Annotated in this window: 18 protein-coding genes; 10 read left to right on the top strand and 8 right to left on the bottom strand. The window is 69.4% G+C overall.

The annotated features are described in order from the left end of the window. Positions 1-82: 82 nt before the first annotated feature. Together V5F61_RS12190 and V5F61_RS12185 are read right to left on the bottom strand one after the other, a co-directional pair. On the bottom strand, positions 83-1,456 hold the full coding sequence (locus V5F61_RS12190; protein ID WP_393989739.1) for a multidrug effflux MFS transporter: 1,374 nt from the start codon (positions 1,454-1,456) through the stop codon (positions 83-85). Then, positions 1,453-1,923 (bottom strand): MarR family winged helix-turn-helix transcriptional regulator, encoded by a 471-nt coding sequence (locus V5F61_RS12185; protein ID WP_393989738.1) that lies wholly within the window; start codon positions 1,921-1,923, stop codon positions 1,453-1,455. Before V5F61_RS12185 ends, V5F61_RS12190 begins: the two co-directional genes overlap by 4 nt. Before the next feature lie 137 nt (positions 1,924-2,060). Here V5F61_RS12185 and V5F61_RS12180 point away from each other — a divergent pair, with 137 nt between their 5' ends. After that, entirely contained in the window at positions 2,061-3,170 is a 1,110-nt protein-coding gene (locus V5F61_RS12180) for a site-2 protease family protein (RefSeq protein WP_393989737.1), read from the top strand. A 90-nt stretch (positions 3,171-3,260) separates the two neighbouring features. Here V5F61_RS12180 and V5F61_RS12175 read toward each other — a convergent pair whose 3' ends face one another. Then, entirely contained in the window at positions 3,261-4,580 is a 1,320-nt protein-coding gene (locus tag V5F61_RS12175; protein ID WP_393989736.1) for a hypothetical protein, read from the bottom strand. Between the two features lie 188 nt (positions 4,581-4,768). On the opposite strand from V5F61_RS12175, the gene V5F61_RS12170 reads away from it, so the two are divergent. Both V5F61_RS12170 and V5F61_RS12165 read left to right on the top strand, forming a co-directional pair. Then, complete coding sequence (locus V5F61_RS12170) at positions 4,769-5,638, top strand: alpha/beta fold hydrolase (RefSeq protein ID WP_393989735.1); 870 nt, start codon at positions 4,769-4,771, stop codon at positions 5,636-5,638. 207 nt (positions 5,639-5,845) lie between these two features. Continuing rightward, on the top strand, positions 5,846-6,439 hold the full coding sequence (locus tag V5F61_RS12165; protein WP_393989734.1) for a L,D-transpeptidase: 594 nt from the start codon (positions 5,846-5,848) through the stop codon (positions 6,437-6,439). Positions 6,440-6,644: 205 nt separating this feature from the next. Here V5F61_RS12165 and V5F61_RS12160 read toward each other — a convergent pair whose 3' ends face one another. From V5F61_RS12160 to V5F61_RS12150, 3 genes are all read right to left on the bottom strand, one after another. Continuing rightward, the gene (locus V5F61_RS12160) at positions 6,645-8,030 is read right to left on the bottom strand and encodes a hypothetical protein (RefSeq protein WP_393989733.1); all 1,386 of its coding nucleotides are present in this window, start codon (positions 8,028-8,030) and stop codon (positions 6,645-6,647) included. A 74-nt stretch (positions 8,031-8,104) separates the two neighbouring features. After that, a complete protein-coding gene (infA, locus tag V5F61_RS12155; RefSeq protein WP_188578066.1) occupies positions 8,105-8,380 on the bottom strand; it encodes a translation initiation factor IF-1 in 276 nt (91 codons plus the stop codon). Positions 8,381-8,503: 123 nt separating this feature from the next. After that, positions 8,504-10,108, bottom strand: a complete 1,605-nt coding sequence (locus V5F61_RS12150) for a DEAD/DEAH box helicase (protein WP_393989732.1) — start codon at positions 10,106-10,108, stop codon at positions 8,504-8,506. A gap of 477 nt (positions 10,109-10,585) precedes the next feature. On the opposite strand from V5F61_RS12150, the gene V5F61_RS12145 reads away from it, so the two are divergent. From V5F61_RS12145 to modC, 4 genes are all read left to right on the top strand, one after another. Continuing rightward, the gene (locus V5F61_RS12145) at positions 10,586-11,110 is read left to right on the top strand and encodes a DedA family protein (RefSeq protein ID WP_393989731.1); all 525 of its coding nucleotides are present in this window, start codon (positions 10,586-10,588) and stop codon (positions 11,108-11,110) included. A 95-nt stretch (positions 11,111-11,205) separates the two neighbouring features. Further along, positions 11,206-12,021 (top strand): molybdate ABC transporter substrate-binding protein, encoded by an 816-nt coding sequence (gene modA / locus V5F61_RS12140; protein WP_393989730.1) that lies wholly within the window; start codon positions 11,206-11,208, stop codon positions 12,019-12,021. A 127-nt stretch (positions 12,022-12,148) separates the two neighbouring features. Then, on the top strand, positions 12,149-12,841 hold the full coding sequence (gene modB / locus V5F61_RS12135; protein ID WP_393989729.1) for a molybdate ABC transporter permease subunit: 693 nt from the start codon (positions 12,149-12,151) through the stop codon (positions 12,839-12,841). Further along, positions 12,838-14,019 (top strand): molybdenum ABC transporter ATP-binding protein, encoded by a 1,182-nt coding sequence (gene modC / locus V5F61_RS12130; RefSeq protein ID WP_393989728.1) that lies wholly within the window; start codon positions 12,838-12,840, stop codon positions 14,017-14,019. The genes modB and modC overlap by 4 nt, the downstream gene beginning before the upstream one ends. Here the strand turns inward: modC and V5F61_RS12125 are convergent. After that, the gene (locus V5F61_RS12125; RefSeq protein ID WP_393989727.1) at positions 13,943-14,347 is read right to left on the bottom strand and encodes a winged helix-turn-helix domain-containing protein; all 405 of its coding nucleotides are present in this window, start codon (positions 14,345-14,347) and stop codon (positions 13,943-13,945) included. The genes modC and V5F61_RS12125 overlap by 77 nt on opposite strands. 140 nt (positions 14,348-14,487) lie before the next feature. Beyond that, the gene (locus tag V5F61_RS12120; RefSeq protein ID WP_393989726.1) at positions 14,488-15,330 is read right to left on the bottom strand and encodes an FTR1 family iron permease; all 843 of its coding nucleotides are present in this window, start codon (positions 15,328-15,330) and stop codon (positions 14,488-14,490) included. 569 nt (positions 15,331-15,899) lie between these two features. Here V5F61_RS12120 and V5F61_RS12115 point away from each other — a divergent pair. The 3 genes from V5F61_RS12115 to V5F61_RS12105 are packed head-to-tail and all read left to right on the top strand — an operon-like array spanning position 15,900 to position 19,952. Continuing rightward, complete coding sequence (locus V5F61_RS12115) at positions 15,900-17,174, top strand: imelysin family protein (protein ID WP_393989725.1); 1,275 nt, start codon at positions 15,900-15,902, stop codon at positions 17,172-17,174. Positions 17,175-17,205: 31 nt separating this feature from the next. After that, a complete protein-coding gene (locus V5F61_RS12110; RefSeq protein ID WP_393989724.1) occupies positions 17,206-18,660 on the top strand; it encodes a multicopper oxidase family protein in 1,455 nt (484 codons plus the stop codon). Then, complete coding sequence (locus V5F61_RS12105) at positions 18,660-19,952, top strand: di-heme oxidoredictase family protein (protein WP_393989723.1); 1,293 nt, start codon at positions 18,660-18,662, stop codon at positions 19,950-19,952. The genes V5F61_RS12110 and V5F61_RS12105 overlap by 1 nt, the downstream gene beginning before the upstream one ends. Positions 19,953-19,969 lie beyond the last annotated feature (17 nt).

The raw sequence follows: 19,969 nt of genomic DNA, 5'->3' as shown, positions 1-19,969 counted from the left end.
GGACCGCCACGCGGCCCCCGGGGATTGACCATGAGCGGGCGAGAACGGTCAACCGGGAACATCTGCCGGAGGGAGAAAGGGCCTAATCGCGGCGGGCGCGAGCCTCCAGCTCGATCTCCTCGCCGGAGGCGCCGACCACGCCGAGCGGGTCGGCGGCCAGCTCCAGCTCTGGAGCATCATCAAGCGGCGGCGCGGCGGGGTGGTCGACTGGGGCGTGAGCGGCCCCGTGCGGGTGCGCCAGCCGCGGGCCCAGCAGCACATGGCCGGCGGCAGCCACCATCGCCATCAGCGGCAGCAGCGTGGTGAGCGCCGTCAGCGGCGAGGGGAACAGCACCGCCACCGCAGTGCCGAGGAAGCCGCCGCCGATCTGCATGAAGCCCATGAGCGCGGAGGCTGCCCCGGCGATGGTGGGGAAGCCCGCGAGCGCCGCCGTGGTGCAGCCCGGTAGCAGCATGGCGATGCCGCAGGCCCACAGGCCGATGGGCCCCATCACCGTGAGCGTGGTCGCCGGCCACAGCCGCAGCCCGATGCCGAGCCCTGCTGCCCCGGCAAGCACCAGCACCAGCCCGATGGGCACCATCTCCGCCGCGCCCATGCGCTTCAGCAGCCGGCCGGCGATCAGGGTGCCGCACATGAAGGAGCCGGTCTGCGCGAGCATGGCGAGGCCGAACTGGGTGGGCGTGAGCCCCACCTGCTGGATCAGCACGAACGGCAGCAGGGCAGTGAGGGTGTAGATGGCGCCGAGGCCGCCGCCCAGCGCCACGCTGGCACGCATGAAGGTGCGGTCGGAGAGCAGGCGTGCGTAGCTCTTGGCAATGCCCACCGGCGAGGCCAGGGAGGAATCCCGCGCGGCGTTGGTCTCGGGCACGAAGAAGGCGAGCAGCACCAGCAGCGCGGCGCCGTAGACGGCCATGGCCACGAAGATCATGTGCCAGCCGGCCGCGCCCAGGATGATGCCGCCCAGGGTGGGCGACACCGCCGGGCCGATGGCCAGCATGGTGCCGATGAGGTTCATGATGTGGGCGGAGGCCTGCCCCGTGTACTGGTCGCGCACGATGGCGCGGGAGATGGCGATGCCGGCCGCGCAGCCCACCCCCTGCAGGGCGCGCCCGAGGATGAGCCACCCCATGGTGGGCGCCCACGTAGCGACCAGGGCCCCCACCATGTAGATGCCGAAGAAGGCGAGCGCCACCGGGCGGCGCCCGAAGGCATCGGACAGCGGGCCGCAGGCGAGCTGGGAGAAGGCGAAGCCGAGGAAGAACACCGTCAGCGTCAGCTTGACGGTGGCGGGGGTGGTATCGAACGCGCTCACCAGGGTGGGCATCGCCGGCGTGTACATGGCCAGGCTGATGGGGCCGAGCATGACCATCAGCGCCCCGATCAGGGCGACGCGCAGCTCCGACATGATCGGGGCCGGCGCGGGCGGCGGCGATGCGGTGAACGCGGCAGGCTTCATTTTCCGTCTTTGTCCCCGTCGTCGCGGTCTTCCTCCTCGCGGCAGCGCGCGAGGTTGTCGCGAATGAGAATCAGGAAATCGCGCAGCCGGGCCTGGTCGGCATCGGAGAAGCCGGCCAGCGCCTCGCCGCGCGCCACCGCCGCCGCCGACTGCACGCCGGAGAGGAACGGCTCGGACGCCGCCGTGAGGCGCACGATCTTGGCCCGGCGGTCCTTCGGATCGGTTGCGCGCGCCACGAGGCCCCGGCTTTCGAGAGCATCCAGGAAGCCCACGAGGGTCATGGGCTCCACGTTCATCTTCACCGCGAGCGCGCTCTGCCGGAGGCCGGGGTGGAGGTTCACGTAGGCGAGCGTGCGTGCCTCCCCGGCCGTGAGGCCTAGGCCCGCGTGGGTGAACGCGCGGTCGATACGGGCGCGGTAGAGCCGCGCGGCATCGACGAGAAGGAAACCGAGAGGAGTGTCCGCCATTTCATCTTCCACCTTATAATAAGGTAACCTTAGTTTCAACAGGTACGTGCCGCGCCCCGGAGCAATCCGTATTGCGCGCCGATCTGCACGGCCTATGTGTGAAGGGGTCCCCCTGGAGATCCCCCGGAGATCACCCCATGCCCTGGTCCCTGACCATCGGACGCCTCGGCGAGACCGCCATCCGCATCCACGTGACCTTCCTTCTGTTCCTGGTATGGATCTGGGCCGCCTACTACCGGACCGGCGGCGCCGATGCCGCCTGGCAGGGGGTGTTGTTCGTCGCGCTCCTGTTCGCCTGCGTCCTGCTGCACGAACTGGGGCACGTGTTCGCCGCGCGTCACTTCGGCGTGAAGACCCCTGACATCACCCTATGGCCGTTCGGCGGCATCGCAAGCCTGGAACGCATTCCCGAGAAGCCTTTGGAAGAGCTGGTGGTAGCCATTGCCGGACCACTGGTGAACGTGGTTATCGCGGCGGTGCTGCTGCTCATCCTCGGCGCCGGCTTCAACACCGACGACCTCTCCCGGATCGAGGACCCCGGCACCTCCATGCTGGTGAAGCTGGCGGGCGCGAACATCTTCCTGGTGGTGTTCAACCTCATTCCCGCCTTTCCCATGGACGGCGGACGGGTGCTGCGCGCCCTGCTCGCCATGCGGATGGGCTTCGGCCGGGCCACCGCCACGGCCGCCTCCATCGGCCAGGGGATCGCCATCGCGCTGGGGCTGGCGGGCATCTTCTTCAATCCCATGCTGATGATCATCGGCGTGTTCGTGTTCCTGGCCGCCTCCGGCGAGGCCGGGCAGGTGCAGCTCAAGGAAGCCTCACGCGGGCTTTCGGTGGGCGACGCGATGATCACCCACTTCGAGACGCTCGCCCCCAACGCCACCGTGGACGATGCCGCCGACGCGCTCATCCGCACCACCCAGCGCGAGTTCCCGGTGGTGGACGGCGGCGGGCGCCTGCGCGGCGTGCTCACCCGCGACGCCATGATCCGCGCCCTGAAGGACGAAGGCCCGCAGACCCCCGTGATCGACGTGATGCAGCAGGATATCCCCACAGTGGAGGCGCGGGCGCGGCTCGACGCGGCGCTGAAGCTCATCACCTCCGCCCAGGCGCCCGCCGTGGGCGTGCTCGACGGCGAGGGCCGCCTCGTGGGCCTGCTGACGCCGGAAAACGTGGGCGAGCTGATGATGATCCATGCCGCCCGGCCGGACCACGGCGCCCATCTCTTCCGCCGCGCCGGCTGAGGCGCCGGGCATCGAGCCTGGCACCAAAAAGAAAAGGGGAGCAAGGCGCTCCGCCTGCTCCCCTGCACGGGTCCTGTCCCTGCGCGCGGTTCAGTTGTCCTCGGCGTGCGCGGCGTCGTCCAGCGCCACGTTCCCGCAGCTGTAGGCGCCGTCCGGCTCGTCGAAGCCGGCGCTGGTGAGGAAGCCGCAGCGCGAGCCTTCCGCCGCCGCCAGCCAGGACACCACGCGATGGCCGATGGCGATGGCCGCCGCCTCGTCGTCCAGCGGCTTGAAGGCCGTGTCGGCGGGCATCTGGGCGCCGGCCCTCTTCGCCGTCTTTATGTCGCTCACAGTGGGAATGAGCGAGATGGTGGCGCCGGTATCGGTGGCGGTGACCACCGGGCGGATCGTCAGCGTGAACTGGTCCCAGCTACCCTTCGCCAGACGCGTCGCCTCCGATTCGCCCGTCACCTGGGCGGTGAACACGGGCGCCCCGGCTGGGCCCTTGGCGACGCTCGCGCCGGAAAGCTTGAACTTGCGCGGGCCGGGCGTGGTGCTTTCCGCCGGTGCGCCGGACAGCAGGCGGCCGAGCGCGGTCTCCAGGTAGCCCTTCAGCTTGGCCTCGGAAACCATGCCGCCCTCGCCCACCTTGGCGCGCGGCACCACCACCAGGGCCATCTCGGTACAGGCGTTGGGCAGCGTCACCGCCGCCACCGCCGGCTCGGCCCGCAATGCCCTGGCGGCCGCCGCCTCCGCGCCCACCGGCGCGGCCACGTCGATGGCGATGTCGTCGCCGCCATGGGCCGCGAGCCGCAGGCGGCTCCACACGTCCTTCAGCTTCGCCTTCACCATGCCGTGGGTGAGGCTGTTGGCGGAAACGTCCAGGTCGGCGAGGGCCGCCGGCGGCTCGGCCATGGACTTCAGCGCCGAGGCGCGCAGCACCACGGAGACCCCGCCATAGACCTGGCCGCACCAGTCGTCGCTCAGATGCTGGAGCGCTAGCGCGGTCTCGGAGAAATCATCCGCCGGGCGGAACAGGGTGATGCGGTCAAGATCGCCCAGGGCCAGGGTCTCGTCCCACACCTGGTGCAGGCCACGCTCGCCCTCGCTGAAGCTCAGGCTATAGGCATCGGTGCCGGTGCCGATGGTCAGCTTCAGGATACCGTCGCTCAGGGTGCCCGTGACCGGCACAGCGGGACGCGGATCTCCGGCGGGTGGAGCCAGGGTCCCGGAAACCTTGCCGGCGTTGATGTCCAGCGTGGCGATGCCCACCCGGTAGGGCTCGAAGAAGGGCAGGCCGAGGCTCATGTAGTGCTCGGCCGCACCCGCGGGCAAGCTCGCGCCCGCCAGTCCCGCGGCGAGCGCCAGCGCCCCGAGCCGCGTGGCGCGGACACGCGGCAACCAGCCCTGCGGCTTGAAGCGTCCGGACATGATGAGACCCCTTCCCTTGCGAAAACCCGGCCGGCGGCCGCGGCACGCCCGGATCTTCCCGCCGGGCGCGAATGCCCTCCTTCCTGCGGGAAATGGGTTGCGGATGCTTTAATGCGCGCGCCTGGGCAGAGACCGCCGCGCCGCCGGGAAATCCACGCTAGGATGCGCTCTCGCCCCGCGGAGCCGCCATGATCTCTCTCCCTGATACCGCCTCCCCCGCCTCGGACTTCCTGCCCCCGCCCACGCGGGCCTTCGCGTTGACGACCCCCGACGGCCTGTCCATCCAAGTACAGGAATGGGGCGCCGCGGAGGGGCCGGAGCTGCTGTTCATCCACGGCTTCTCCCATTGCGGCCTGGTCTGGATGCGGCAGATGACGGCGCCGCAGCTCGCCGCCTTTCGCATGGTGGCCTACGATTTCCGCGGCCATGGCGGCTCCGACAAGCCGCTCGATGCCCGCTTCTACAAGGAGCCCCGGCGCTGGGCCGACGAGCTCGCCACGGTGATCGCGGGCAGCGGCCTGAAGCGGCCCATCCTGGTCGGGTGGTCCTATGCCGGGCGCATCATCGGCGACTACCTCCTCCAGCACGGCGACGCCGGCCTCGGCGGCATCGTCTTCGTGGATGCGGCCACCGCCAACGCGCGGGAATTCTACGGCACCTGCAACCGGCTGATGCGCAGCATGTGCGTGGACGACCTGGCGCAGAACATCTCCTCCACCCGCGCCTTCGTGCGCCGCTGCTTCGCCGGCACGCCGCCAGCCGCGCTGGTGGAGACCCTCATCGGCTTCAACATGGTGGTGCCCCCTCAGGTGCGCGCCGCCCTGTTCGACCGCCCGGCCGAATATGCGGAGGCCCTCGCCCGCCTGCGGGTGCCGGTGCTGGTGGCGCAGGGGGAGGACGACCAGGTGGTGGCGCCCGCAATGGCCCGCCACATCGCCGGCCTCGTGCCCGGCGCGCGCCTCGCGCTATTCCCGGAAACCGGCCACGCCCCCTTCCTGGAAGCGGCGGGCGACTTCAACACCGCCCTCGCCGGCTTTGTCCGCGCCGCAGCCAGCTGAGCGCCCTTGCCGCAGCGCGAGCGTGGCTTTTGCGGCGCACCGGCGCGAAAAGCGCCTCAGCCGCGCGCGGGGGTGGAACCGAACCGCCACAAAGCGGTTGCGGTCATGCTTGTTTGTGGCGAAAAATAGACCTTGGGCATGCGGGAGGTGTTGCGTATCGAGGGGTTGTTCCGCCCGCCCGGGTCCAAGCACGCGAGACCGAGCGCCATGATGCACCTGAAAGCCCTCTCCGCCGCCGCAATCGCGGTCGCGCTGGTAGCGGCGGCCCCTGCCCGGGCCGATGATCGCTATGACCTGTTCCCCTTCGCGAAGCTGTTCCTCGCCTCCCCCTCCGACGTCGGGGTGGTGAGCAGCTCCTCGCCCATTCCGCGCCAGACGGTGGCGTTCGACGGCAAGTACCGGCCCGGCACCGTCGTCATCCGCACGTCCGAGCGCCGGCTCTACTACGTGACCGCACCGGGCCAGGCCATCCGCTACGGCGTGGGCGTGGGCCGCGACGGCTTCCAGTGGGCTGGCGTGAAGACCGTGAGCGCCAAGCGCGAATGGCCGGGCTGGACGCCGCCGGCGCAGATGCTGAAGCGCCGTCCCGACCTGCCGCGCTACATGCCCGGCGGCATCGACAACCCGCTCGGCGCGCGGGCCATGTATCTCGGCTCCAGCCTCTACCGCATCCACGGCTCCAACGAGCCGGAAACCATCGGGCAGGCGGTGTCCTCCGGCTGCATCCGCATGACCAACGACGACGTGACGGACCTCTACAACCGCGTGAAGGTCGGCACCACCGTCTACGTGCAGCGCTGAGCGCCTGTCCACGCAAGGAAAAGGCCCGGGCGGGATGCCTGGGCCTTTACGTTTTGCAGGAAGGCGGGGGTGCCGCTGCCCGCATGAAGCATGATTGACGCACCCGCACGGCCAAGCAACGCAGCCGTTCACGGTTGCGAACGCCTCGGCAGTGGCCTCGGGAAAGCGGCGCTCCCGCGGCAGTGGGCACCAGCAGGGAAGATGCCTAGCCCAGGGCCGGCGCCGTCCCTTCCCTCTCCCGCACCCGGCCGAAGGAAGTCTGCGCCAGCACCATCATGGCCGCCGAGCTCGCCACCAGCCACACGAGGCGGCCCTGGTAACGGTGGTTGGGGTTGGAGAGCGCGCCACAGATGAAGGCGTTGCCCACCAGGGCCGCGAGGATCGCGGCCGCGAACATGGCCTGCCGCGGCGCACGCCGCCACGCCAGCGCGAAGATGAGCAGCGCCGCCAGCGACACGCCCATGATGGCCCGCGTGGGCCAATAGAGCGGCTTGAAGTCGATGCCATGCTGCTGGCGCGAGCCCTGGAACGCCTTGGCGCTGCCCGGATACCACTTGCCGATGGTCTGGACGTAATAGTTCCAGCGCGGGCCCAGGCCGTCGCCGGGGTCCAGCATCAGGAACTGGATGGCGGTGAGGTCGAGGGTCTGCCGCACCACCTGGTCGGGCATGGTCTCCAGCGAGCCGTCCACGATCGCCGCCGCCTCCCCGCGCAGGGCATCCCAGCCACCGAGCTTGTAGAGGGGGGAAGCACCCCGCGCCCACAGGAAGTCGTTCGCTGTCGGCGGCAGGTGGTCGCGATAGGCGCACAGCTTGTAGGGCGCCGGCTTGTGGGAACCGGCCGGCGGGCAGTTCTCGTCAAGATAGGACTTGGTGACGCCGCCCTCGATGAACAGCGCGAGCGCCTGGACGGTCGCGGTCTGAGCGAGGAAGGGGCGGCCCGTCACATAGGCGTTGGCAGTCACCGCGAGGCTGATGCCGCCGATGGCGGCGAACGCCGCCTCACGCAGCCGCACCTGCGGCACGCCCGGCCAGCGCCGCCGGGCAAGGCGCGCCATGCCACCGAGCATGAGCAAACCCAGGGCAAGCCCCACATGGCTGGTGTGCACCGCCACCCCCACCGCGCACAAGGCGGCGAGCAGCATCCGGCGCGGCATCGAAAGCCCGTCGAAGAACAGCATCAGGCTGACGAGGCCGAGCACCATGGCGCCGGCGAACACATCCGCCATCACCTGGCTCGCGAACAGCGAGATGCCGCCCGCGAGGGCCGCGATCATCGCCACCGTGAACGCCATCAGGAAGCGCGGCGGCGCGAACTGCGCGCGCACGCAGAGGGCGATGGTGAGCACCACCAGCGCCGATTGCGCCAGCACGATGGCCGTGGGGCTGCCCGCAAGCCGGCCGATGCCCGCGAACAGCCCGTAGGCCGCTGTGCGGAACTCCGGCATCTGCCAGGTGAAGGTGAGCCCGAGATAGTCGATGCTGTCGTGATAGACGAGGACGAAGCCATTCCACGCCACCGGCAGCGCCAGCGCGATCACGGCGATCACCATCACGCCCGCTATCGCGAGCGCGTCTCCCGGTGCGGCCATGCGCGCGGTCAGGTGCGGCCGCGGCAGCCTTATGGAACGAAAGTAGCCCATCCGTCTGCCGCCTCGCCCAGTCCTCAGCGACGACGAAAATTCTGCTGGCGGCGCGCGCCGGGAGGCGGTGCCGAACCTTCCGCCTTGTGACGGAAATTGATGCGGCCCCGATCGAGATCATAGGGCGACATTTCCACCACCACGCGGTCACCCTCGATGGTGCGGATGCGGTTCTTCTTCATCTTGCCGGCCGCATAGGCCAGGATCTGATGGTCGTTGTCGAGCCGCACGCGGAAATTCCCGTCCGGGAGCACTTCCGTCACCGTTCCCTCGAACTCCAGCAGTTCTTCCTTCGCCATATAGTCGTCTCCACGGCCCCATCCCGGGGCGGCACTGGCGGGCCTTATCTCACGTTTCCGCGTTCGGGCCCATAGCTAACGCGCAAGCGAGGCCGTTTCGCGGCCTCGCCGTGGCATTTCTGATTAACGGACCGGGCGCTTGGCGCCGTTGCCGCGGGTCTCCTGACGGGATTCCGAACGGGCCGGCACCGCCTTCATGAAGCCGATGCCCCCCATCTCGCCACCGGCCGCGCGGCTGCCGCGGGCCTCGTCATGGCGCGGCTTGGCCGGGCGGGGCTGCTGCGCGCGCGGCGCATGAGCCTGTCCCGGAGCCTGGGCGGCACGCGCCTCCCGCGGCTGGCCATCCCGCGCCTCGCCGCGCGGAGCGGCAGGGCGCTTCTCGCGGCGCGCGGCCTCGTCGCGCCCGCCCTCGGAGCGGCGATCCTCGGAGCGACGCTCGTCGTTCCGGCGATCCTGGCGCCCACCCTGGCGGGGCGCGCCGTTACGGCCGCCCTCGGGGCGGCGCTGGCGGCCGCCGGGGCGGCCCGAGCGGCCCTCCTCCCGCGTCTCCACGGGAGAGACTGCGAGCGGCTCGCCTTCCGGCACATCGAAGGCCGCCCCCGCGCCACGGCGGTCGGTGGAGGGGATCTGAATCTTGATCAGCCGCTCGATGGACTTGAGGTAGGCGCGCTCCTCATGATCACAGAAGGAGATGGCGATGCCTTCCCGGCCCGCGCGGGCGGTGCGGCCGATGCGGTGCACGTAGCTCTCGGGCACGTTCGGCAGGTCGAAGTTGATGACGTGGCTCACGCCGGTCACGTCGATGCCGCGGGCGGCGATGTCGGTGGCCACCAGGGTACGCACGGTGCCCTCGCGGAACGCCGCGAGCACGCGGTCGCGCTGGTTCTGCGACTTGTTGCCGTGGATCGCCTCGGCAGCGATGCCGGCCTTGGCCAGCACGCGCACCACCTTGTCGGCGCCGTGCTTGGTGCGGGTGAACACCAGGGCGCGGTCGATCTCCTCCTTGGAGAGGACCTCGGCCAGGAGCGGGCCCTTGTTGGGCTTGTCCACCAACACCACGCGCTGGTCCACGCGATCGGCGGTCTTCGCGACGGGAGTCACCGCCACTTCCACCGGCTCGTGCAGCATGGAGCCGGCGAGTTCCGCGATGGCCGACGGCATGGTGGCGGAGAAGAACAGCGAGTGGCGCTTGCGCGGCAGGCGCCGCACCACGGCGCGGATGGCATGGACGAAGCCCATGTCCAGCATCTGGTCCGCCTCGTCGAGGACAAACACTTCCACCTGGTCGAGCCGCACCGCATTGTTGTCGGCGAGGTCGATGAGGCGGCCGGGGGTCGCCACCAGCACGTCCACCCCGCGCGAGAGGGCGCGGATCTGTCGGCCCATGGGCACGCCGCCGATGGCGAGCGACACTGAAACGCGGGAATGGCGGCCGAACTTCAGGAAATTGTCCACGATCTGGCCGGACAGCTCGCGGGTGGGCGAAAGCACGAGGGCGCGGACGGCCTTGGGCTCCGGCCGGCGCGGATGGCGCACCAGGCGATCGAGGATGGGAAGGGCGAAGGCGGCGGTCTTGCCGGTGCCGGTCTGGGCGATGCCGATGAGGTCATGGCCGGCGAGGATTTCAGGAATGGCCTGGGCTTGAATGGGGGTCGGCGTCACGTGCCGTTCTTCGGTGAGGGCGCGGACGATGGGCTCGGCGAGGCCGAGGGAAGCAAAAGAGGTCAAGCTCTGTCTTTCATGGGCGAACAGCACCGCGGCGCGCATGCGTAAAGCTGCGCGGCGACACGGATCGCGAGGATCTGCGACATCCCGCGTGGCCTGGGGTGTCTGAGAAGAAAATAGAATTCGGGCTAAGCCGCCTGAGACGCTTCCAGGAAAATGAAGCTCCGAGCGGTCTCCGCTACGCGGCCCGATAGTGCCGTCACCCGCCTGCGTCGCTCGTGGCCTTTCCGGCCCTTCAAAAACGACCGCCTGCCGACGGATCACCATGACAGTGCATATGACCCATCCGCGTGACGATTTCAAGGCAGCGACCGCGGAAGCTGCGCTTTTCGCCGCCTTCCGGTGCCCACCTGCGCCGCCGGCAACCGCCGTACGCTTTTCCGCCGCACTGCATCGCCATATAGGGCGCAGACATCCCAGGCCCCCGCGCGGCGCCCGCCCGCAGCGGAGGGACCGGAAAAGATGCCGGGCGGAGGACCCATGCTCGACCCACAGGCTCTGATCGACGCCACCACGACCTTCGTGCAGCAGCACCAGGCGCTGGCGCCGGCCATCGTCTTCGCGCTCGCGTTCGGCGAGTCGCTGGCCCTGGTTTCCTTTCTCGTGCCCGCCACCGTGCTGCTGCTGGCCATCGGCGCGCTCATCGAGGCATCCGGCCTCCACTTCTTCCCCATCTGGCTGGCGGCGGTGGTCGGCGCGTCCCTCGGCGACGCCATCTCCTATTGGTTCGGCTTCTACTACAAGGACCGCGCCAAGACCTTCTGGCCCCTCAGCCGGCGGCCGGACCTGGTGGCGCGGGCGGAAGACTTCTTCACCCGCTTCGGCGTGTGGGGCGTGGCGGTGGGCCGCTTCTTCGGCCCGGTGCGGGCGGTGGTGCCGCTCATCGCCGGCATCCTGGCCATGCGGCAGAGCCATTTCCAGCTCGCCAACGTGGCGAGCGCGGCCATCTGGGCCTTCGCCATGCTGGCGCCGGGCGCGCTCGCCCTGCGCCTCGTCGGCGGCTGAGAGCCCGCGCGCCATTGACCGTGCGGCAACGCCGCGCCTTGTGCCTCCCGGACATGCTATATATCAACGGACATACCAACCGGGGACATATTGCCATGATCGATTTTTCCATCCGGCGGCGCAGCCTCGTTCTGGGCCTCGTCGTCGCCACCGCATTCTTCGGGGCCGCCCGCGCGGAGCAGCCGGCGAGCGCCACCGCAGCGGCCGCCGACAGCACCGTCACCACCTTCGCCGCCGCCAGCCTCACCAATGCCTTCGAGGACATCGGCAAGGCCTATGAGGCCAAGGGCGGCAAGGGCAAGGTGAAGTTCTCCTTCGCCGCGTCCTCGGCCCTCGCCAAGCAGATGGAAGCCGGCGCCCCCGCCAACATCTTCGCCTCCGCCGACCTGAAGTGGATGGAGTATGTGGAGAAGAAGGACCTGATCATCCCGTCTTCGCGCGTGGTGCCCATCGGCAACGCGCTGGTGCTGGTGGCCCCGGCCGACAAGGCCAAGCCCGTCACCCTCGCCAAGGACATGGACATCGAAGCCCTGCTCGGCGCCAACGGCCGCATCGCCACCGGCCTTACCGACAGCGTGCCGGTCGGCATCTACGCCAAGACCGCCTTCACCAATCTCGGCGTGTGGGACAAGGTGGCCCCGCGCATCGTCGGCGCCGAGAGCGTGCGCGCCGCCCTGGCGCTGGTGGAGCGCGGCGAAGTGCCCTATGGCGTGGTCTATGCCACCGACGCCGCCATCGCGAAGAACGTGAAGGTGGTGGCCACCTTCCCGGCCGACAGCCACCCGCCGGTGGAATATCCCTTCGCCCTCACGAAGGGCCACGACACGGCCGAGGCCAAGGATTTCTTCGCCTTCCTGGTGGGTCCCGAGGCCAAGGAGATCTACAAAAAGTACGGCTTCGTGGTGAAGTGAGCGGCCGCGGCCCTACCGGCCGCGGGCCCCATTCTTGAACAGCCGGAGGGTAGCGCGCGAGGAATACCTTCGCAGGCGCCGCCCTCCGGTTTAGTATTTTTGTGACATTGCCGTCCGGAATTTTCACATGCTGCTGACACCGGAAGAATGGACAGCGGTGGTGCTGAGCCTGAGGGTCGCCTTCTGGGCCACCCTCTGGAGCATGCCGCCCGCCATCCTCGTGGGCTGGATCCTGTCCCGCCTGGAGTTTCCCGGAAAGGGCCTGTTCGACGGCATCGTCCACCTGCCGCTGGTGCTGCCCAAGGTGGTGGTGGGCTACATCCTGCTCATCACGCTGGGCACCCGCGGCTATCTCGGCCAATACCTTTACGAGTGGTTCGGCATCAGCCTCATGTTCACCACCGCCGGCGCCACGGTCGCCGCGGCGGTGGTGAGCTTCCCGCTCAGCGTCAATGCCATCCGCCTCGCCATCGACGGGGTGGACAAGGGCATCGAGACCGCCGCCCGCACCCTGGGCGCCACCCGGATCGACGCCTTCTTCACGGTGACGCTGCCGCTGATGCTGCCGGGCATCCTTTCCGGCGCGCTCATCTCGCTGGCCTCCGCGCTCGGCGAGTTCGGCGCCACCATCACCTTCGTCTCCAACGTGGAGGGGCAGACGCGGACCATTCCGCTCGCCATCTACAGCGCCACCCACATGCCCGACGGCGACGCCATGGCGCTGCGGCTCACCGTGGTGTCCGTCATCCTCGCCCTCAGTGCCCTGGTGCTGGCCGAGATGGCCGACCGGCGCATCAAGATCGCACTGGGGCGCGTATGATCGAGATCGACGTCCGCCTCGCGCGCAGCACCGGCTTCACGCTCACGGCCCGCTTCACCGCGCCGCCGAGCGGCGTCACCGCCCTGTTCGGCCGCTCCGGCTCGGGCAAGACCACCATCATCCAGATGGTCGCCGGCTCGGTGCGGCCGGACACGGGCCGCATCCAGGTGGGGGACGAGGTCTTCCTCGACGTGGAGAGGGGCATCGACCTGCCCATCGAGAAGCGACGGGTGGGCTATGTGTTCCAGGATGCGCGCCTGTTCCCCCACCTCTCCGTGGACGGCAACCTGCGCTATGGGCAGCGCCGCGCCCGGCACGACCATTCCATCGGCTTCGAGGCGGTGGTGGACATGCTCGGCATCGGCCACCTCCTGAAGCGGCGGCCGCACACCCTTTCCGGCGGCGAGCGCCAGCGCGTCGCCATCGGCCGCGCCCTGCTCGCCCAGCCGCGCCTGCTGCTCATGGACGAGCCCCTCGCGTCCCTCGACGAGCAGCGCAAGCTGGAGATCCTGCCCTATCTGGAGCGCCTGCGGGACGACCTGAAGCTGCCCATCCTCTACGTGAGCCATTCCATCGACGAAGTGCTGCGCCTCGCCGATACCGTAGCCGCGCTGCAGGACGGCGCGCTGATCGCCAGCGGCCCCCTTTCGGACGTGCTCTCTCGCCCTGAGCTGATGCCGGTGCTCGGGCGGTTCGACCTCGGCACCATCTACGACTGCGTGGTGAAGAGCCACGACGCGGAGCTTTCCCTCTCCACCCTCACCTTCGCCGACGGGGAGCTGCGGGTGCCGCTGGTGGACCGGCCGGTGGGCGCGCCGGTGCGCGCGCGTATCCGCTCGCGCGATGTCTCGCTTTCCCTGTCGCGGCCCATCGACGTCTCCGTGACGAACCGGCTCTGCGGCACCATCGGCGCCATCCGGCGCGAGGGCGGGCCCTATGCGACGGTGGAGGTGAGCCTGCCCCACGGCCGGCTGCAGTCCCTCGTCACGCTGGAGAGTGTCGAACGGCTGGCGCTGGAGGAGGGCATGCCCGTATGGGCCATGATCAAGGCGGTGGCGGTGGACAGCCGCTCCCCCGCCTTCCCGGCGCAGAGCGAGCCGTTCAGCCCGCCTTCGCGCTCAGCGGGGCCGTCTCTTCGGCTGGTTGCCGGGCGCTCTCTTCCGCCAGAGCCTGAGTGAGCTCGTCCAGGGTGGAGCGGGTGGCCTTGGCGGCCTGCCGCTCCATGGCCCGATAGAGCGCGATGAGCCGCTCGCCGAACGCCGTGACCTCCGTTCCCGCGCCGCGCCGGCCCGGATAGGTGAGAATCACCTTCTGCTCGAACATGCGGTCCAGCTCGTCCACCAGCAGCCAGGCGCGGCGATAGCTCATGCCGATGGCCTTGGCGGCGGAGAGGATCGAACGATGCTCGCGAATAGCCTCGAGCAGCATGATCTTGCCCGGCCCCAGGCGCCGCCCGTCGGGGAAATCGACACGCAGGAACAGGCGGGATGAGGCATCCTGGCTCACGGCATCTCCTTTGCGGCTCGCGGCCGGCGCCCCGCGCCGTCACGCGGCGGGAGCAGCCGGACTGCCGTCCGTTACGCAAAGATGCGTCGGCGCGCCACGCGCGGCAAGTGCAGCCGCGCGCAAATTCGCGTGGCCCGCCCTCAGGCCCGCGCGGGGCGGGAAAGCTGCCTGGCCTTTGCGATGCGGTTGTTGACGAGGCTGGAGAGGATCACGATCACCGCCGCCGTCACCACATAGGCGATGACCTGCATGCCGGTGGGCTGGGCGCGATAGCCCACGAGCGTGCGCAGCACCCGGCCGAGGGCGCCCTCATCCGACAGCAGCCAGCTCGAATCCCACACCGGATCCGCCAGGGACTGGATGAAGCCGGCATCCTGCAGGATGCCCACCACCTGCGCCGCGAGCCCCGCCGCCAGCAGGGTGATGACGATGGCCGTGACCTTGAAGAGGTACTTCAGCGGCACCGCCACCAGGCCCCGGTAGAGCACGAACGCCACCACCGCACCGGCAAGCAGGCCGCCGAAGCCTCCCATCACCACGTCGGGCACGCTCTCCATGCCGGTGGACATGATGCCGTAGACGAACAGCACGATCTCCACGCCTTCGCGCAGCACCGCCATGCCAACCACGACGGCGAGGGCCGTGAGGGGCTTGCGGCCCTCCTTCACGTCGTTGCCCACCGCCTGCATCTGAATGACCATCTCGCGGCCGTGGCTCGCCATCCAGACCACGGTCCAGGCCAGCATGACCACCGCGACCGCGAGGATGGAAGCGTTCAGCAGCTCCTGGCCGGAGCCGTCGAACAGGTTGGAGATCCGCTCGGCGAACAGCGCCAGCACCGCCGAGCCGACGATGCCGCCGAGCACGCCGGCGCTGATCCACAGGCCGCGCCCGCGAATGCCTTCCGACGCCGCGAGCACGACGCCGATGACGATGCCCGCCTCCAGCACCTCACGAAACACCACGAGGAGTGCAGCCAGCATGTCTGGTCTCCTTATTCACGCCGGGCCGAAGCCCGCTCAGCGGCGGCGACGCAATGCCCGCACGGCTTTCAGGGCGCGGGATCAGGTCGCGAAACCGCGCACCGGGAAGATCTCGCGATCAGTTTGGAACAACTCAAAAATACATCTCGCGCCCATGCCGCGATGCCGGCAGCAGGCATGACATCTTTCCTAACACCGTATGGCGCGGTTTGTCAGCCGGCGAAGCTCAGTTTAGAACGACTTCAATATCGTGATTTCGAGCCTACGTTGCATCCCACGCAATCTCCCGCGCAGTACCGGGACCCCCGGCCTGTGAAGACATTAAATCCAGCCCGCCTGCTCCAGCGCTCGACGCGGAACTACGCAGCGCTGCATACCTCTTTGTCTTGACACGCGGAAATGAAGCCTGCCATGACCTATCGGAAGCAATTAATAGAACAATTCCATTATTATCCCGCACGCTTGCGAGGGGGGCGAGCCCTGCCTAATCTGCCCGCGCTGGGGAGGCGGACCCTTTGCGACCGCCCCGTCATTTGAATGAGCCTTACCCGAACCAGGAGACCAGGTTGATGCGCGCGCATTTCATTGCCGGCGCGATCGCCGCCGCGGTGAGCTTCGTGTCGCCGGCATTCGCCGACGCGCCGAAGCCCCGCGATGTGATCACCCATTACGCGGATCTGGCGGAGGCGATGTACGGCGCCTCGCACGACACGGCCAAGCAGATGCAGCAGGCCATCGACGCCTTCGTGGCGGCGCCGGGCGCCGAGACGCAGCAGAAGGCCAAGGACGCCTGGAAGCACGCCCGCACCTTCTACCAGCAGACCGAGGCTTTCCGCTTCGGCAACAAGATCGTCGACGAGTGGGAAGGCAACGTCAACGCCTGGCCCCTCGACGAGGGCCTCATCGACTATGTCGACAAATCGAAGTATGGCGAGACCTCCGACGAGAACCCGCTCTACACCGCCAATGTAATCGCCTCCAAGACAATCCGCATCGGCAAGAAGACCATCGACGTCACTAAGATCACCCCCGAGCTGCTGCACAACCTCAACAGCGCCGGCGGGGTGGAGGCGAACGTGGGCTCCGGCTGGCACGCCATCGAGTTCCTGCTGTGGGGCCAGGACCTGAACGGCACCGGCCCCGGCGCCGGCGCCCGCTCGTGGACCGACTATGACCTCAAGGCCTGTACCAACGGCAATTGCGACCGCCGCGGCCAGTATCTGAAGGTGGCCACCCAGACTCTGGTGGACGACCTGAAGGAAATGACCGACGCCTGGAGCGCCAAGGGCGCCGCCCGCAAGACCCTTCTGAAGAAGAAGGACAACGCCGGCCTCGCAGTCATCTTCACCGGTCTCGGTTCTCTGTCCTATGGCGAGCTGGCCGGCGAGCGCATGAAGCTCGGCCTCATCCTGCACGACCCGGAAGAGGAGCACGACTGCTTCTCGGACAACACCCACAACTCGCATTATTATGACGAAGTGGGCATCCGCGACGTGTATTACGGCCGCTTCACCAAGCCGGACGGCACCACCATCACCGGCGCTTCCGTGGCCGACCTCATCCGCGCCAGGGACCCCAAGATCGCCGACGAGATCGACCAGAAGTCGGATGCCGCGCTGGCCGCCCTGAAGGCGATCAAGGACACCGCCGATTCCGGCGAGATGGCCTACGACCAGATGCTGGGCGAGGGCAACGAGAAGGGCGCCAAGCTCATCCAGGCCGGCGTCGACGCCCTGGTGGCCCAGGCCCACGCCATCGAGCGCGGCGTCTCCGCCCTCAAGCTCCAGATCAAGGTGGAAGGCTCCGCGAGCCTCGACGACCCCTCGGCCGTCGGCAAGAAGTGAGGCGCCGGCGGTGATATCGCGTCGCGCATTGATGCTGGGGGGGGCCGCGGCGGGAGCCGCGGCCTTCGCGCCTTCCGCCCTCGGCGAGGTGCTGCCCAAGGCCATCGACACCCTGCCTCCCGATGCCCCTCAGCGGCGCCTGTCGCTGGTGGCGGAGGAGACCACGGTGCCCCTGCTCGGCGCGGACAAGCCGCCCACGCCCCGCTTCTGTGCCTATAACGGCACGCCCTTCCTCACCCTGCGCGCGCCACAGGGCACGCGCCTGATGGTGGAGTTCGAGAACAGGCTTCCCGACCCCACCACCGTGCACTGGCACGGCATCCGCGGGCCCTACATCTTCGACGGTGTCGCGCCCATCACCCAGCCAGTGGTGCCGGCGGGGGGACGCTTCTTCTACAACGTGCCGCTGCCCGATCCCGGCTTCTACTTCTTCCATCCCCATTGCGACGAGACCGGCCAGGTGGGCCGCGGCCTGGTGGGGATGCTGTTCGTGGAAGACCCGCGCGAGAGCCAGGTGCATTTCGACGCCGAGCACATCATCGCGGTGAAGGACTGGCGGCTGGACGAGAACGGCCGCTGGCTGCAGATGTTCACCGACGAGGGCGCCTCCACCGCCGGAACCTTCGGCACGGTGCGGGCGGTCAACGGCTCGGTGGTGCCGCCGCGGGTGGAAGCTCCCGCTTATGGCGACGTGCGAGTGCGCGCCATCGTCGCCGATTCCACGCGGGTGATCGACTTCGGCTGCGATACCGACGCCGCCGCCGCCATCGCCACCGACGGGCAGGCCACCACGCCCTTCCTGCTGAGCGCGGCCCCCGATGGCGTCTGGCGCATGGGCCCCGCCATGCGGCTCGACGTGCACGTGCGCATGCCCGGCCCCGGCGAGGAAGTGAAGATCTACGATTACCGTACCGCCGAGCCCTATCTCCTCACCACGCTGGTGGCGGTGGACAAGGGCCGGAAGAAGACCCCCTTCAAGCCCAAGGCCCTGCCCTTCCCCGCCGAGCTGCCGCAGCCGGACGTGGCCAAGGCCACCCATCTCGATTTCCTGGTGCAGACCGCCGCCGGCGCCACCGTCATCGCGCCGCCGCTGCCGCCGGACGACCCGCTCGCCAAGGCGCTCGTCGATTCCCTGTGCGTGGGCGACAAGACCTTCTGGGCCATCAACCGCAACTCCTGGGGCGCGGGGGCGGACCTGCGCCTGCCGCCGCCGCTCAACGTGCTGAAGAACGGGCAGAGCTACGTGCTCACCATCACCAACGTGACCAAGCACGCGCACCCGATGCATCTGCACGGCCATATCTTCAAGGTGCTCTCCTCCTCCAAGAAGAAGGCGCTGCCGCAGTTCCTGGCCGATACCGTCATCGTCGAGCCCAACGAGAGCGTGGACATCGCCTTCAAGGCGGCGAGCGGCAACTGGGTGTTCCATTGCCACATTCTCGAACACATGGATTCCGGCCTCATGGGCTGGTTCCGGGTGGCGTGATGGCGCGGCACCTGGGATATCGGACGCGCGCCGCGCTTCTGGGACACCGGACGCGCGGCGCGATTCTCGCCGCGATTCTCGCCGCCTGGGCGCCCTGCGCTGCGACGCCCGCCCGCGCGCTCGACGATCTCGACGTGCAGATCGGCAAGGCGCTGTTCAAGCGGCCGTGGACCCCGGCCCCCACCACCACCCAGGCGGATGACGGCCTCGGCCCCCTGTTCGATGCCCGCTCCTGCGCCTCCTGCCACCCCGGCGGCGGCCGCGCCTCGGCCGCCTTCGACGTTTCCGGCCAGGTGGCCGGGCGCGGCATGGTGCTGATGATCGGCCAGGCAGACGGCGCGGCCGACCCGGTCTATGGCCGGCGGCTGCAGATCGACGCCGTTCCCGGCCTCGTGGCAGAAGGCATCATTGCAGCGGACGATACCGCCCTCCCGGACGGGCGGCATGCGCGCAAGCCCCGCCTCGACGCCCTCGCCTACGGCCCGCTCGATCCGAAGAGCGGGCTCTCCCTGCGTGTCGCGCCGGACCTGCACGGGCGCGGCGCCATGGCCGCCGTGCCCGATACCGCCATCCTGGCGGTGGAGAAGGAGCAGGCCGAGGGGCATGACGGCATCTCCGGCCGTGCCCGGCGTCTTCCGCAGAAGGACGGCTCGTTCCGGGTCGGCCGCTTCGGCTGGAAGGCGAGCCATCCCTCCATCGAGAGCCAGAGCGCGGAGGCCTTCTTCCTCGATCTCGGCCTGTCGAACCCGCTGCACCCGGAGCCGTGGGGCGACTGCACCGCCGCCCAGACAGCCTGCCGCGCGGCGCCCCACGGCGCCCACCCGGCGGCGGACGGCACCCCCGGCTTCGAGATCGGCGCGCCGGTGCTCGACCGGGTGGTGGCCTATGTCGCCGCCCTGCCCACGCCCCAGGGCGAGGCCCCCGCCGACGCCGCCGGCGCGCGGCTGTTCGCCGCCACGGGCTGCGCCGCCTGCCACCGGCCGCAGATGCCCACCGCCGACGGCGGCAAGGCGCGCCTCTATTCCGACCTGCTGCTGCACGACATGGGCCCCGACCTCGGCGACACCATGCCCGAGCCCGGCGCCGGCGCCTCCGACTGGCGCACCCCGCCGCTGGCGGGCATCTCCCAGGCCCTCGCCCGGGAGACCGGCCTGCTGCATGATGGGCGCGCGCGCTCGGTTGCGGAAGCAGTCTCGTGGCACGGCGGAGAGGCCGCCCCGGCGGCGGCCCGCTTCCGCGCCCTTTCGGAGCGCGAGCGCGCGGCGCTCATCGCCTTTGTTTCGTCCCTCTAGTTTTTGGAAGTGGTTCC

It is taken from the genome of Xanthobacter sediminis (assembly GCF_043195015.1).
Classification (GTDB): Bacteria; Pseudomonadota; Alphaproteobacteria; order Rhizobiales; family Xanthobacteraceae; genus Xanthobacter.
The sequence above is the reverse complement of the archived record's forward strand: the minus strand, read 5'-3'. Positions and strand labels throughout refer to the sequence as shown.